Source organism: Seonamhaeicola maritimus, from assembly GCF_008056315.1.
GTDB lineage: Bacteria > Bacteroidota > Bacteroidia > Flavobacteriales > Flavobacteriaceae > Seonamhaeicola > Seonamhaeicola maritimus.
In genome coordinates this window covers 1,735,579-1,750,601 of the sequence record NZ_VRKQ01000008.1, presented here as the reverse complement: position 1 = coordinate 1,750,601, position 15,023 = coordinate 1,735,579, and the positions used below count along the sequence as shown (strand labels likewise).

Sequence of the window (15,023 nt, the reverse complement as noted above, 5' to 3'; positions counted from 1 at the left end):
AACCCAATCATTTCTGATTGGGTTTTACACTTAGCCGTTCGTAGTTTGATTAATGTTTGTATTTCTTTTAGATTTCAATTACAAGGTAAACACTATCTCAATACACATACGTTAGAGTTTTGTTAAAGAATTACCTCACTTTGTTAATTAACATTTATTATGATGACTTTAGCATTAGAAACATCTGAATAGAATGTGTAAATTTGCTAGCCTTAATTGAAAACTAGAATGATAAACATTCACGAAAAGACATTACAAGATTTAGAATTCCCAACTGTTTTAGAACAAGTGAGCAATCACTGTATTACACCCCTTGGAAATGAACGTGCATTACGGTTATCACCTTACAAAAACAAAAATGAAATTCTACAAGCCCTAACGCTTACTAATGAATTTTTATCTTCTTTTGATAACGATAATCGTATTCCAAGTCACAGATTTGAAACTATAAACAAAGAGTTGAAGTTACTAAACATAGAAAACACATACTTAGAAGTTTATAGTTTAAAAAAAATAATCTCAATATCCTCAACAACCAATGAAATTGTTCTTTTCTTAGAAAAATTTAAAGAGTACTATCCGCAGCTAAATAATTTCAGTTCAAACATAGAAATCACCAAAGAGATCATTCAAAAAATTGATAGTATTATTGATAGATTTGGTGATATAAAAAACAATGCTTCAGACCTTCTTTATCAATTAAGACAATCTATAAATCTGGTTAAAGGAAAAATAAATCAAAGTTTTGTAACCGCATTAAATCTATATCACGGTCAAGATTATTTAGACGACATCAGAGAATCTGTTGTAGAAAACAGACGAGTACTTGCTGTTAAAGCCATGTATAGAAAAAAAGTTAGAGGCTCTATAATGGGTAGTAGTAAAACAGGCAGTATTGTTTATATAGAACCAGAAACCACACTTCAATACACCAGAGAATTAAATAATTTGGAATATGAAGAGAAAGAGGAAATTGTTAGAATTCTAAAAGATCTTACCAACTTCATAAGACCATTTACACCGCTTTTAAAAGATTCTCAGGAGTTTTTAATTCAAATGGATGTTATTTCTGCCAAAGCAAAATATGGGCATTCTATGAATGCCATACTCCCTGAAATTAACGAAGAACGTAGTATGTTCTTGCGGGACGCCTACCACCCTCTGCTCTATTTAACCAATTTAGAAAAGAACGAGAAAACTTTCCCACAAACCATTAAACTAAAACAAGACAGTAGAATTATTGTAATCTCTGGCCCTAATGCAGGCGGAAAAAGTATTACGCTTAAAACTATTGGCCTATTACAGGTTATGCTTCAAAGCGGTATGCTAATTCCGGTTCATGAACGTAGTAAAGCTTGTTTTTTTGATAGAATTTTAAGTGATATTGGTGACAATCAATCCATTGAAAACCATTTAAGCACATACAGCTACCGATTAAAGCAAATGAATTATTTCTTAAGAAAATGCAATAAGAATACTTTGTTTTTAATTGATGAATTTGGAACGGGAAGTGATCCTGAGCTTGGTGGTGCTTTAGCTGAAACTTTTTTAGAAGAATTCTATCACCGTGAAGCTTTCGGTATTATTACAACCCATTATTCAAATCTAAAGATATTAGCTACAGAATTACCTTGTATGATAAATGCTAATATGATGTTTAATGAGCGTACTCTAGAACCTATATTTAAACTAGTTGTTGGACAAGCGGGAAGTTCGTTTACTTTTGAGGTAGCTCAAAAGAATGGTATCCCATACAGCCTAATTAATAGAGCCAAAAAGAAGATTGAACGTAGTAAGGTTAGGTTTGATGCCACCATAGCCAAACTTCAAAAAGAACGTTCTAGACTAGAAAAAACGGGACAGTCACTGAAGTTTAATGAAAAGAAAAAAGGTGAAGAAGCTGATAAATTGGAGGAAATCAATGCTAAAATCCAGCGAAAGTTAGAAAGCTATCAAGAATTATATGATAGTAATCAACGTTTAATTTACCTAGGGCAGAAAGTCAATGACTTAGCCGAAAAATATTTCAATAACAAACAAAAACGAGAGTTAATGTCTGAACTTTTTAAGTTAGTTCAAATTGAAAACTCTAAGCGTAAAAAGGTTTCGGTAAAACAAAAAAAGGCAGAAAAAGCCAAGGAAACTGAAGTAAAACAAGAGGTAGAAAAGAAGGTAGCCGTTATTAGGAAAAAGAAAAAAACAGAAAAAGCACTTAAGGCTAAACAGCCACCAAAGCCCAAACCAATTTTAAAAATTGGAGATCGTGTGAGAATGGAAGATGGGCGTTCCGTAGGAACCATTGATAAAATTGAAAAAAACAAAGCAGTGGTTAACTACGGCATGTTTACAACCAATGTTAGCGTTGACCAATTAGAGTTAGTAGAAGCTAAATAAAGAACTTTAAATTATCTTTACAAATAAAAAATTAATGAAAAAGAATGCTATAATACTTCTGTTTTTATGCTCAATTGGGCTAATTTATAATTGTAGTTCACAAAAGAATGAAGATGATATAGAGCTTGAAGAAGAGCAAAATGAAGAAGAACAACCGGAAACCCCTGATGAAAACATAGTTTGGAAAAATTGGTATTTGTCCGTTCCTCTTAACAATGGAGAAGGAAAAGCTACATCTATATTTTATCAAGACATTGTAAATGATAAACTTACGGCAGAAGAAGCTAAATATTTTTACAAAAACGATGATGGAAGCTACACCATGTACACAAAGTTTACAGGCTATACTACCTCAGGTTATTCTGAATTAGGAGGCAAATATTGTAGAACTGAACTTAGAGAATTTTGGCAAGGTAATCAAACTACTACAGATAACTGGTCTATGTCTACAGGAACGCATATTCTAGAAACTACGTTGAAGGTGCGTTTTGTTGAAGGCAATGGCAGAACCATAGTAGCTCAAATTCATGGTAAAGAAACCCCTGGTTTAGAAGGAGCTCCAGCGACGGTTAAAATAAGATGGAATAGCGGTACTATACAAGTAGATTATTACACAAAACCGGATAGTGGCGAACCATGGACCAGTGCTTTTGACGACAAAATAAATATTACCGATGTTGATAACGAAATTTTCACTTTTAAAATTAAAATTGAAAATGGTAAATTTTATTATGGTTTAGTATGTGAACCTAAAGGTATTGATATAGACTACACATTAGTATATGATTATGTTGGCAATGGTTATGGTCATGAAAACTATTTTAAAACTGGTAATTATTTCGGCTGGCACGACGATTATATAAAAGCTGCACAGGTTACCTTATATAAAGTAGTTACAGAGCATTATTAAAAATAACAGCCAACACCAAGTTGCTGAATCACAACTTAAGGTGCCGACTGATTTAAAAAGATTGCTTTTTAGTTTTTAATAAACTTTATAACGTCTTTATCATTAAATATCAAGAAGTACAATCCTGGAACCACACCTTCTAAATTAATAGATTCCTTATTTAAAATTTCACTTTTTATTACCACGTTCCCTAAAACATCATGAATTTTAAATGATTCAGGTTGGTCTAATCCGGAAACTTTTAACTCATTTATAACAGGGTTAGGATAAACTTTTAATGTTTTTGTGAATTTTACAGTATCTGTACTAAGTATACTAATACTGCCGAAGTCTTGCCAAACAGATGCTGAAGCATAAGCGCTTTCACTACCTGATGGTACATTTAAGGTTATTAATGATAAATCAAGATTCCAAAACATATGTATAGAAATAGCAATGGGAGATACCACAAATATGTTTACGGTACTTAAACTACTACAACCACTAAACGCATAGGTAGCTATTGATGTAACAGATTCTGGTATAGTAATAGACATCAATTCATAACATTGCGAAAAAGTTCCATAATTAATAGTTGTTAAATTTTCAGGTATGTTGATAGACACCAATTTAGTACAATATAAGAAAGCAGACCTTTCAATAAGTAATACAGAATCAGGTATGGTCAAAGATGTAATTTTTCTGCAATTTCTAAATCCATATTCTCTAATAATAGTTAAAGAATTTGGCAAAACAACACTAGTAAGGTTTGAACAATCTCTAAAAGCCTCATAACCAACAGTAGTTACATCATATGTACTAGAATCATAATTTACAGTAGCAGGCACTGTTATATTCCCTGTATAGTACCCCGCTTTAGCTATAACTTCAACATCAGTTGCATTTAAAATATTATAATTAATACCATCTACTTCAAAAGTTTGTGCTGTTAGTTCTCCTACACCCAATAGGATAAACAATAAGTATATATATAATTTCATTTTTTTATTTTTTTAATTATGAAGTTGATTAGTAAATACGCCACACATAAAAATAAGCTCTCATATCACTACCTGGGTCATCTTGTAGGTTTAACCTAATGTATGGTTCCTTTGTGCTTTGAACATCTTTTAACAATATCTTCTTAGAAACACTACCAAAATAATCATCGTATACAGCATCTTCTTCTGAAAACTCTGCCCATATTTCTACATAATCAGTTTCTAAATTGGGCTTGTATAATTCTACTTCCATGGCATCAACATTTACATTGTAAAATAGACCTTCTTGAACCTTAACAACACTTTTATCATCTCTCCACCAAAACACATCATTAATTCTTGAATTGTTCTGATAAACCTCACCTGTCATCCTACCATAAATTTCCAGAGTACCAGACTCACCATCATTATCCACACAATTAAACCCATGCAGCTGAATACCGAATTTTTGATATGCTTCATAACATACTCTAACATTATATTCACTAGATAATACTACATTTGCAATTGGAAAATCTTTTTTAATATATCTAAGCGTATAAGCAAGTGGCGCTCCAGGAGAATCACTAGAATATTCACCTCCATTTGTTATGTAATCATACGCACCAGAAGGTCCGTTAACAATTTTTGCTGCATCACCAGAAGACCCACCAACCACCAAAGCCTTTACAGTTGAGCTATTCCAAAACCCTTGATGTTCTCCAGATGCCCCAGCTGACCCACCACTGAATGCGGCATTAAATGCAGCTTCAGTATCGGTAAGCTCAGAATCTGTTTCAACTGTATATAACAACATTCTACCATATTTTACTGAAGAAACAATTACGGGACTAGTACTATCTAAATTAGGCTTTCCTGTAAATAAAGCTGCTGGATTATCGTTTTCTGGTAATGTTAAATCTATTGTATAATATACCTGCAGATATTTAATGATATATCTGTATTTTTTAGTTGACTTACTAAAATCAAACGAAGCTGATACACTATTTTTTCCTTTAGAATAACTTGCTCCCAAAGCAACACTTAAGTGCTCTTCTGAATATACTTCTTCTGTTGTAAAATTAACTCTAGCCGAAGCAGACCCTGTAACCCCTTGCTGAAGAAGGTTTTTAACACCTTCTCTTACTGTATCTAACCTTGGGTTTTCAACTACAGCTGAAGGTTTACCATTTAGATTTTCTAATGATACTGAAAGCGTTATTGGTGCTCTACCACCATTAATACCAATGTATTCCCCTGTAGGAATAGACTCCCCCTTTAACATGGCTCCAGGATAAATGACATCACTAGTAGGATCCAATAAAATCATTTCACTAAATCCAGGAGCTACTTTGTATTTTTCTACAACACACTCGTTAGTTTGACCTTCTCTTTCAGGATTATCTGTCCCATCATCTAGTAGTTCTTCTTCTGATGCTTCAGGTTGGCTAAACTTATTTAATGTAGCTAAATAATCGTTTATTTCTTTTGATATTTCTTCTGAAACTTCATTACTGTCTTCATCATTATTATTAATATTTTCACTACTACATCCGTAGTAATTAAATATTAAGACGATAAAACTTAAAACATAAATAGTTCTTTTAATTGTTAATAGTTGTGTTTTCATGATTTCTGTTTTTTGTGATTCAACACTTCAAAACTAAATTGCAGCTCACCAGAAATCTAATTCTTCATCCGGACATAATCTGGACAACTTACTTCTTTTTTAAATTTAGAATGCAAAAACGTCTAGATTACAAAATCTTATAACACTGTTTATCAGTTATTTACACTTGACTTATGGATAGACCTCTATGGACAAGTCATGGACATGGTTGTTTTAAGCATTCTAACATATTACCTTAGAATAAGATATTAAGTAACTTAGTAACATTTTAAAAATCAACTTCATGCTTAGATATAGATTAACAACCTTATTATTCTTTGGATTTCTATTAACAATAAATTCTCAAAACAAAATGAAGATTGATAGTTTATTAGCTATTTATAAAAAACAACCCTTAGATACATTAAAAGTAAAAACAGCAAATAATATCATAAATTATTATATGTACCGCTCTATTGATCATGCTAAGAAATATGCTTTTGAATCTCTTAACCTTTCAAATAAAATAGACTTCGATACTGGTAAAAGTTTAGCCCTATATCAGTTAGGCGTGGTTTATAACAACCAGGACAAATTAGACTCTGCCAAATACTATTATAATTCCAGTTTAAAAATTGCCAACAAAATAAATAACAGAATATTTAAATCGCAAGCCAACAGAGGTCTTGCTATACTGGAGTTTTCTCAGGGTAATCTACTTATTGCGGATAGCATTAATACTATAGATTTAGAAAATTGCATAAAGTATTGTGATACCATGGGAATGGCTTTAGCCTATGACTTTAAAGGAACAATAAATCAAAACAAGGGGTATTATTCCATCGCATTAAAAAATGTAATAAAAGGAACTCATCTGTTTGAAACCATTAAAGACTCCATTAGAATTGCAGATTCTTATAATCACCTAGCTACAATTGAACAAAATTTAGGAAACTATAAAAAAGCCATTAACTATAATGAAAAAGCACTCAAGATCTATGAAGATTTTAACGACATATACTATCAGGCTCAAGCATTAAATGATATTGGAACAATGTATATGAATTTAAATAAAGAAGAAACAGCAATCTCTTATTTTGAAAAAAGTATAGAGAAAAGCAAAGAAGCAAATGTTAAAGCTATTGAAGCTGCTGCTCTTACAAATATTGGTAATTCTCACATGCAAATTAATAAAATAGATGAGGCCATTAATTATTTAAACCAATCTCTGGAGGTTTCCAAATCAATAGGCGCTAAAAGGCGTATAGCTATAGCTGAAAATAAATTAGCGGAAGTATATCTTTTGAAAAATGAACCAAACATGGCTATTAAATTTGGTAAAAGAGCAAAAGAATATGCAGAAAAAAATGAAAACCTATCTATAAAAAGAACAGCTCTAAAACTTTTGAGTAAAGGATATGAGCAAATAAACAATACCTCCTTAGCCTATCTTAACTTTAAAGAATTTAAACTTATAAGTGACTCTCTTCTTAACAAAGAAAAAATAAATAAAATTGAAGAATTACGAATTCAATTTGACTCTGAAAAGAAGGAAAGTCAGATAGCCATACAAAACGAAGAAATTAAAACCTTAAATGTACAGGTGAAAAACAAAGAACTAACAAAGACCCTTTACGGTATTGGTATGTTATCTTTTTTAACCATAGCTGGTCTACTCTATTTTGGTTTTAAACAACGCATAAAGAAGAATAGAATAGCACGTGAAAAACAGGAAGCTAGCTATAAACAAGAAATTGAATTCAAGAAAAAAGAATTAGCAAGTCAAACCCTGCATCTAGTTCAAAAAAACACCTTTATACAAGAACTAAAAGAAAACCTAGAAAAAATTAAGAAATCACCAGAATTGTTTAAAGTAGAATTCCGTCGTTTAGTATTACTTCTAAAAAAAGAAAGTGCCGAAGATAAAGATTGGGAAGTTTTTAAATCATACTTTTCTGAGGTACATAAAAACTTTGATGGTAAAATCAAATCTTTAGGAAAAGGTATTACTGAAAAAGAAATAAGATTAGCATCATTTTTACGAATGAACCTAACTACAAAAGAGATTGCCTCTATGCTTAATGTGCAACCAGATAGTGTTTTTAAATCTAAATACCGCCTCAAAAAGAAGCTTAATTTAAACAAAGAGACTGACTTAAACTCCTTTTTGAAAAGTTTATAAAATGGTATCTTTGTTTAATGACAATTAATGTCCCAAAAAGCAAAAAACTCATTCTGTTTGACGGTGTTTGCAACCTTTGCAACAACTCTGTGCAATATGTTATAAAACATGATAAAAAAAATATGTTTTTGTTTGCTCCTTTGCAAAGCAAAATAGGCGAAGAAATTATTCAAGCCTATAATATTGACACTTCTAAAATAGATTCTATTTTACTTTATACTCCTGAAAAAGGCATTAATCACAAATCTACTGCAGCATTAAAAATTGCCCACCAATTGGGGTTTCCAAGGAATTTAATGGGTATTTTTTTTATCATTCCTCCCTTTATTAGAAATTGGATATATGATTATGTAGCCAAAAACAGGTATAAATGGTATGGTAAAAAAGAGGCTTGTATGATTCCAACTCCAGAATTAAAGAGTAAGTTTTTAGGGTAATTTTTTTCTAAACTAACTTAAACTCAAGGTTCACCTCATTAAAAGTATTGTTCACTCAATGTAAGTTTTAATTTAAATGATGTAGCGGTAGTTTTACTTCAAACTAAAGTCCATCATCATGAAAAAATTATTATTCTTATTGGTATTTAGCACTACTCTTACATTTGCAAACGCATTTACCAACCCAACACAGTCCTCTATTACAAAAGTTACTGTTTATGTAAACGGAGCTCAAATTACGCGTTCTGCTAAAGTGTCTCTTAGTTCGGGAACTACGGAATTTACTTTTGACAAACTATCTCCAAAAATTCAAGAAGGTAGTATTCAAATTTCAGGCTTAAATCAAGCTTCTATTTTGTCAATTAATTATGGTATAAATTATATTAATAAACAAGACCGGTCAGAAAACGTAACTGCATTTCATAACAAAATTGATGGGTTAAATTATGCCATTCAGGTTGAGGAAAATTTAATTGCAGGGTTTGAGGAAGAATTAAAGCTTATTGAAGGTAATAGGAGGTTAGGAAACGAAAACCAAGTAGTTAGTCTTGAGAAACTACAACAATTCACAGCCTATTACAGAAAGCGGGTTACAGAAATAAAAGGGCAGATTTTCAAATCAATAAAAAAGAAACATCTTCTTAATAAAGAAATTAAGGAAATTAATCAGCAACTAACAGAATTAAATGTAGATGATAAAATTCAGACTGGGGAGATTAAAGTAAAATTGAATTCTGAAATATCACAGCAATTACATCTTATAATAAAATATAATGTTACTAATGCTGGTTGGTTTCCTGTTTATGATTTAAAAGCCGATAAAATAAACACACCACTACAGCTAAATTACAAAGCTCATATTTATCAAAAAACTGGTAACAATTGGGATAATATTAACCTCATTCTTTCAACTGGAGACCCTAATACAAACAATTTAAAACCAGACCTTAAGCCTAAATATTTAAATTTTATAAGCAGGTATTCAAACTATAATTCTGGAAGTACAACAAAAAATTATAATTATAAATACAACCCTTTTATACAAAGCGTAAGCGGCGTAATTACAGATAATACAGGCTTACCTCTACCTGGAGCAAATGTTTTAGTAAAAGGAACCAGCAATGGTGTTGTAACAGATTTTGATGGGCAATTTAGTATTAACACAAATGGCGGAAAAGAATTAGAAATTACTTTTTTAGGATATAATCCAGAAACCATTCCTATCCATTCAAGCAATATAAACTTAAGTTTACAAGAAAGTGTGGAAATGCTTGAAGAAGTTGTAGTGGTAGGATATGGAACTAAAAAGAAGAAGGATATCACAGGAAGTGTCTCTAGCATTGATTTTGGCGAAAACTCACCCAGAAGCTATTCTTCATCAAACTATAAAAGAAAAGAGGAAGTTAAAACCAATTATGGTGACGTTATAGAACAAGGTATTACAAACCAAAGATTTGAAATAAAAAAAGTTTACAGTATTCCTTCTGATGGTGATTTAACAGTTATAAACATAGATGCTTACAAGGTGCCCGCTAGTTACTCTTACTTTTCTGCTCCAATAATAAATGAAAATGTATTTTTAACTGCGAAAATTGGAGACTGGGAACAATACAATCTTTTACCAGGCGAAGCTAATATTTACTTTGAAGGTAGTTTTTCTGGAAAGACTAATATAAACCCGCAAGCCACTACAGATAGTTTAACAGTGTCTTTAGGAGTTGACCCAAATGTAGTTGTAAAACGAACTACCTTAAATAATTTCAAAAAAACAGCATCAATTGGTAGTAGCAAAACCTTAAACAAAGCTTTTGAGATTGAAGTAAAAAACAATAAATCTTCAACTGTCAATTTGATTCTTATGGATAGAATTCCCGTAAGTCAGAACAAAGACATTAAGATTGATGATATAGATTCAGGATCTTCAGAATACGACACCAAAAAAGGTATACTTAAATGGGATTTAAAACTCCCATCACATACATCTGAGAAATTTAAACTCTCTTATTCTGTCAAATATCCAAAGTACAAAAGAGTCAATCTCTAATATTTCAAAAGGCTTCAAAATCTAATTTTGGAGCCTTATTTCAAACTTTTTAAAATAAAATCAACCGTTTTATTTGTATTTATATTTTCAGCGTATGCATCAGTAATGTGTTTAGCATTAATTGCTAATCCCTTACTTATTAAACTTTCAATTTCATCGGCATATTCTAAGGTTACTTTTCCAGTTAGCAGTAAACTTAAATCTTTTCCTTGATGGTAATAATCATAAATCTTTTTTAACCCAGTTAAATACAGATAGTCCTTGGTAAAACCACCTCCTCTGTGTACTCTAAGTGTTATAAAAAAAGCTGTTTCTCTATCTAAATCATACTGATTATGAAGTAACCTAAAGGTTTTTGAAAAAGTGTAACCTTTTGCTAAACTATCTACAGCAATAACTCTATAAGCCAATTCTTTTAAACGCTTTACAGTAAGATTATTACTCATATATTCTGCAAAAACTGCTAAACCTTCTTGTGTCTCCTCATTGTTTGGAAATCCATGAGAAAATATTTTTAATGGGTGCAATACGCCATTAAAAGTGGTTACCATATGAACCCCAATTTCATGATGAGTTAATACTGCAATTTCGTTGTCGGAATACACATAGTTAGAGTTTAACACTAGGGTTTGAATATTATTCAAAACCATAGCAATTGCTGAAATTTTATCAGATTGCTCTATATTATAATCAAAATCATATTGTTTTGAATACTCTTTAAAAAACACCTTGGCATCTTCAGAGCTATATTTGGGTTCGAAAATACCTTCCTTTTTTTCTTCCTCTTCGAAGTGTAAAATGAACTTAGCATTTTCTACATCTTGCTCTGTTGGTGTACCAAAACAGTGCAAACAATTGTAGTAAAACTTTTTTCCACTTCCAATAGTCTCAATACATTGAATTAATCCTGAATACTGATAGATTATATCTTCGTAAAGCTTTCTTATTGATTCATTTTCAATAATTTCTAGGTCATTTTCAAATAATTTTCTATGAAGCTTAAAACGATCAAAATTTATATTAGGGTATTTAAAAACCGGATCTGTTAAATATTTTGATGCGAAAAAACGTTCTTTTTCTTCCTCTATATTTGTTGGGTTAACATAACTAAGCAACTCAATTTGCTTAACCAGTTCGTCAATATTATGATCTATTTCTAGAAGTGCTTTAGTGGCAACATTGTTTTCAATCTTCATAATTATCTTTTAAAAGCCGCATAAACTATAAGTGCATGCTTGGGAATACGTGTCTTTAATTCTTCTTCTACAGCATTTACCACTTCTGGATAGATAACCTGTTCGTATTCATCGCAATACACCTTTGCAATTTCGGTTGCCAAAACTAAGGTATTTTTAAAGTTTTTAGTTATATATTTTAAAAAATATCCATTTCCGTAAAAAGTGTCATTGATTTTTGAAGTTGACTTGATATCATTAGGAAGTCTAATTTTAGATAAACTTTGTCTCCAATCTTCAATTACATTGCCAAATCTCTTATTATCAAGATTTGTTGTTCCTAAATTCCAAGTGGGTACTTCCCTATCCCATCGCTTCCAGTTATAACTATGCATATCATAAACCGTACAGAAACCAAACTTTCGTTCTAAAGTTTCTATTAAAGCATGGGTAACTTTATAAAAGTTGGTGTGCTTTTGAAGGCTTTTAGCTTTCATAGTTTCAGAAAGTGGTTCTTTCCAAAGCTGCTTACCCCAAGCCGTTTCAAAAACAGCTTCTTCTGGAGCACGGTTCAAATCATATTCAAAACGAGAATCACAACCGGTTATAACTATAGGATGTGTTGCTACCATAGTTTTGGTTTCTGGATCTTCTTCGTACCACCGGTTGTATGCTGTATGCAAACAATTACTCCAAAGCTCTTTTCTAAACTGATGTCCGTTATGAATAGCAGCACAGGCATAAGGCACGTAATCATCAATTTTTATAGTAAAGCTGTAATCTGACGAAACCGCCTCAAAAATTTCTTCTGCTGCTATTTTAGAAATGATATCTTTTACAGAAAGTTTTTCCATAATTATTCCTTCACTAAAGTCCCCCATTCCGTCCATGAGCCATCATAAACGGTTAAATTATTATATCCTGCTATTTCAGCACCAAGAGCCAAAACACAAGCGGTAATACCAGATCCACATGAGAAAATAATTAGCTCTTTTTGATTTTTAATTTTATTTGCAAATATCTCCTGTAAGACTTCAGTAGATTTTAATAATCCGTTTTCTAATAAATCTGTATAAGGTAAATTAATGGAATTTGGTATAGTTCCAGACCTTAAGCCTTCTCTTGGTTCAGGAACATTACAATTAAATCTTCCAGAAGAACGTGCATCAATTATTTTATGAGTCTCAGTTTCTGATGCTTCTTTTACATCTTCAAAAAATTTCATGTATTCTGGCTGCAAGTCAGCTTCAAAATTACCTTTTTCATCATTATACAAGATCATATTCTCTGTTTTAAAACCTGTTTTTTGCCATTCTGGAAAACCACCATCTAAAACTGCAATATTATTAAACCCAAAAGCTTTAAACAACCACCAAACGCGAGCGCTAGAATAAATACCCTTGTCATCATACACAACAATGAAACTGTTATTATTAATTCCTAAATTCCTAGCTTCTTCCTGAAATTGTTCTTTAGTTGGAAATGCGCTTGGAAACAGATTGGAAGTATCACTAAACTTTTTCTTAATATCGAAAAATCTAGCATTTGGGATTTGTAATGATAAGGAATCAAAAGGTTTTGCAATTGTGCCATCTAAAACTACAAGATTATTGGCTTCCATGTTTTTATGAAGCCATTCTACTGAAACCAAGTTTTTATTTAATGCAATCTTATTCATATCCAAGATATACTAATAGAATGCCTCAAAAACATTTGGGATGAATATCCACCTTCCTTCAATATTGAAAAAAGCTGCTCTTGATTTTAAATGCATACCATCTACATTAACAAAATAAAATCCACAAACAACAATATCCTCATTCAAAAATTCAGCCATAGATGCATAATCACTAGACAAACCATTATATATTGATTTTTCTAATTGAGATTTGGTAGTCATGGCAACTACAACATCATCATCTTCATTTATAGGTTTCATGGCATTTGCAGGAAGATTATCAATGAAATCCCATTTCTTATCGGAATATTCTATTGCTTTTTTAGCCGATGCCCTATCTTTAAATATTTTATAAAAATCTTTATCTAAAGGCTTCAAAGTCTTTAGGTATTTGTGATTCTTATCCTTTCTAAGTTTATTAATTATTACTAATAGTTCCGTTTCTAGGTTGCTTGACACTTCTTTTTTACAAGAAAAAATAAATACTGTGTAAAGAGCAATTACAAATAAAATATTTCTTTTCATTTTTAATTAATGCTTATGCTTCTTCAACAGCCTTACGTAACCTAGTTCTTCTATCGAAAGCTTGTAACTTATCTAATACTTTCATTTCTAAAAAATCGATTACCTTTTCTTCAATTTTTGTTTTTAATTTATACACTTTATTAATATATGTAATACCTCCCGGAGACATTACATTAACTTCCACCAGTTTTCCTCCAATTACATCTATACCTACAAAGTAGAGACCGTCATTCACCAATTTAGGGCCAATTTGTTTACAAAGTGCCTTTTCCTCTTTTGTTAACGAATGCTTTTGGACACTACCTCCGGCAGATACATTAGACCTATGGTCATCATTCCCAGGAACACGTTTCATTGCCCCAACTGGTTCACCATTCAATATCAAAATTCTAACATCGCCTTTATCAGCACCTTCTATATAATCTTGAAGAATGACATAATTTGAAGAACCATCACGATTGGTTATATAAAAATCTAACAACGAAGTAATATTACTCATTGCACGTTTTTCAATAAGAATTACACCAGAGCCCCCAAAACCATTAAGTGGTTTTAGTATCATCTTGTCTGATTTAGATTCTTTAATCTGTTTAATTAAATAGTTTTTACTTTTTGATACATGAGTTGCTGGAATAATATTACTATGTGCATCTCCAAATGCCGCTGTATATAGTTTATTATTAGCCTCACGCATACCCTCTAATGAATTCATAATAAAAACATCGTCTTTAACCGAGTCTAAAAAATTAAGCATAATAGGATCTAAAGGCGGATTTGCTCTAAAGAAAATAACATCAAAACCTGCTAATGGGAGCATTTCTTGACGTAAACTTACCTTATTATAAAATGATTTTAAGGATGCTGGCGTTTTATCCATCCTATTAACAACCGAACAATTAGCAGTGGTTACACTATTCCTAATAGTTAAATCTGCAGGAATACACATGGCAACACCATGCTTACGCTTAACACATTCCTTAATTAAAGCAAGTGTGGTATCATTATCTGGGTCTATAGTTTCCCATGGATACATTATAAAACAAACATTCATATATGCCGAATTTTATCGTGATTATGTAAGCTAAAAGTAATTATTTTTTTGAATTGAGA

At 31.4% G+C, this 15,023-nt stretch carries 12 protein-coding genes; 5 read left to right on the top strand and 7 right to left on the bottom strand.

Translation table 11 applies throughout. The annotated features are described in order from the left end of the window. The first annotated feature begins 228 nt into the window (after window positions 1-228). Window positions 229-2,394: an endonuclease MutS2 gene (locus FUA22_RS07260; protein ID WP_147767225.1), complete on the top strand. Its 2,166-nt coding sequence runs from the start codon at window positions 229-231 to the stop codon at window positions 2,392-2,394. A gap of 34 nt (window positions 2,395-2,428) precedes the next feature. Then, window positions 2,429-3,304 (top strand): polysaccharide lyase family 7 protein, encoded by an 876-nt coding sequence (locus FUA22_RS07255; protein ID WP_147767224.1) that lies wholly within the window; start codon window positions 2,429-2,431, stop codon window positions 3,302-3,304. 68 nt (window positions 3,305-3,372) lie between these two features. Here the strand turns inward: FUA22_RS07255 and FUA22_RS07250 are convergent, their stop codons facing one another. Both FUA22_RS07250 and FUA22_RS07245 read right to left on the bottom strand, forming a co-directional pair. Next, window positions 3,373-4,284, bottom strand: a complete 912-nt coding sequence (locus FUA22_RS07250; RefSeq protein WP_147767223.1) for a leucine-rich repeat domain-containing protein — start codon at window positions 4,282-4,284, stop codon at window positions 3,373-3,375. Window positions 4,285-4,312: 28 nt separating this feature from the next. Beyond that, window positions 4,313-5,893 carry a thiol-activated cytolysin family protein gene (locus tag FUA22_RS07245; protein ID WP_147767222.1) on the bottom strand — a complete coding sequence of 527 codons (1,581 nt, stop codon included), beginning with the start codon at window positions 5,891-5,893 and terminating at the stop codon, window positions 4,313-4,315. Window positions 5,894-6,176: 283 nt separating this feature from the next. On the opposite strand from FUA22_RS07245, the gene FUA22_RS07240 reads away from it, so the two are divergent. The 3 genes from FUA22_RS07240 (at window position 6,177) to FUA22_RS07230 (ending at window position 10,535) form a co-directional block, all read left to right on the top strand. After that, window positions 6,177-8,054 carry a tetratricopeptide repeat protein gene (locus tag FUA22_RS07240; RefSeq protein ID WP_147767221.1) on the top strand — a complete coding sequence of 626 codons (1,878 nt, stop codon included), beginning with the start codon at window positions 6,177-6,179 and terminating at the stop codon, window positions 8,052-8,054. Window positions 8,055-8,071: 17 nt separating this feature from the next. Continuing rightward, a complete protein-coding gene (locus tag FUA22_RS07235; protein WP_147767220.1) occupies window positions 8,072-8,491 on the top strand; it encodes a thiol-disulfide oxidoreductase DCC family protein in 420 nt (139 codons plus the stop codon). A 118-nt stretch (window positions 8,492-8,609) separates the two neighbouring features. Beyond that, complete coding sequence (locus FUA22_RS07230) at window positions 8,610-10,535, top strand: DUF4139 domain-containing protein (RefSeq protein ID WP_147767219.1); 1,926 nt, start codon at window positions 8,610-8,612, stop codon at window positions 10,533-10,535. 35 nt (window positions 10,536-10,570) lie between these two features. On the opposite strand, the gene FUA22_RS07225 is transcribed toward FUA22_RS07230, so the two are convergent. From FUA22_RS07225 to gshB, 5 genes are read right to left on the bottom strand one after another with little or no spacing between them, the layout of a single operon-like run. Beyond that, window positions 10,571-11,731: a flavohemoglobin expression-modulating QEGLA motif protein gene (locus FUA22_RS07225; RefSeq protein WP_147767218.1), complete on the bottom strand. Its 1,161-nt coding sequence runs from the start codon at window positions 11,729-11,731 to the stop codon at window positions 10,571-10,573. A gap of 2 nt (window positions 11,732-11,733) precedes the next feature. Next, window positions 11,734-12,564 carry an N-formylglutamate amidohydrolase gene (locus tag FUA22_RS07220; RefSeq protein ID WP_147767458.1) on the bottom strand — a complete coding sequence of 277 codons (831 nt, stop codon included), beginning with the start codon at window positions 12,562-12,564 and terminating at the stop codon, window positions 11,734-11,736. Window positions 12,565-12,566: 2 nt separating this feature from the next. Next, window positions 12,567-13,388 carry a sulfurtransferase gene (locus tag FUA22_RS07215; protein WP_147767217.1) on the bottom strand — a complete coding sequence of 274 codons (822 nt, stop codon included), beginning with the start codon at window positions 13,386-13,388 and terminating at the stop codon, window positions 12,567-12,569. Window positions 13,389-13,400: 12 nt separating this feature from the next. Then, a complete protein-coding gene (locus tag FUA22_RS07210) occupies window positions 13,401-13,913 on the bottom strand; it encodes a hypothetical protein (protein WP_147767216.1) in 513 nt (170 codons plus the stop codon). 13 nt (window positions 13,914-13,926) lie between these two features. Next, window positions 13,927-14,964: a glutathione synthase gene (gene gshB, locus FUA22_RS07205; protein ID WP_147767215.1), complete on the bottom strand. Its 1,038-nt coding sequence runs from the start codon at window positions 14,962-14,964 to the stop codon at window positions 13,927-13,929. Between the last annotated feature and the right edge of the window lie 59 nt (window positions 14,965-15,023).

Excerpts from the sequence above, each read along its gene's own strand:
- FUA22_RS07260 (WP_147767225.1), top strand. The coding sequence starts at position 229 with ATGATAAACATTCACGAAAAGACATTACAAGATTTAGAATTCCCAACT.
- FUA22_RS07255 (WP_147767224.1), top strand. The coding sequence starts at position 2,429 with ATGAAAAAGAATGCTATAATACTTCTGTTTTTATGCTCAATTGGGCTA.
- FUA22_RS07250 (WP_147767223.1), bottom strand. The coding sequence starts at position 4,284 with ATGAAATTATATATATACTTATTGTTTATCCTATTGGGTGTAGGAGAA.
- FUA22_RS07245 (WP_147767222.1), bottom strand. The coding sequence starts at position 5,893 with ATGAAAACACAACTATTAACAATTAAAAGAACTATTTATGTTTTAAGT.
- FUA22_RS07240 (WP_147767221.1), top strand. The coding sequence starts at position 6,177 with ATGCTTAGATATAGATTAACAACCTTATTATTCTTTGGATTTCTATTA.
- FUA22_RS07235 (WP_147767220.1), top strand. The coding sequence starts at position 8,072 with ATGACAATTAATGTCCCAAAAAGCAAAAAACTCATTCTGTTTGACGGT.
- FUA22_RS07230 (WP_147767219.1), top strand. The coding sequence starts at position 8,610 with ATGAAAAAATTATTATTCTTATTGGTATTTAGCACTACTCTTACATTT.
- FUA22_RS07225 (WP_147767218.1), bottom strand. The coding sequence starts at position 11,731 with ATGAAGATTGAAAACAATGTTGCCACTAAAGCACTTCTAGAAATAGAT.
- FUA22_RS07220 (WP_147767458.1), bottom strand. The coding sequence starts at position 12,564 with ATGGAAAAACTTTCTGTAAAAGATATCATTTCTAAAATAGCAGCAGAA.
- FUA22_RS07215 (WP_147767217.1), bottom strand. The coding sequence starts at position 13,388 with ATGAATAAGATTGCATTAAATAAAAACTTGGTTTCAGTAGAATGGCTT.
- FUA22_RS07210 (WP_147767216.1), bottom strand. The coding sequence starts at position 13,913 with ATGAAAAGAAATATTTTATTTGTAATTGCTCTTTACACAGTATTTATT.
- gshB (WP_147767215.1), bottom strand. The coding sequence starts at position 14,964 with ATGAATGTTTGTTTTATAATGTATCCATGGGAAACTATAGACCCAGAT.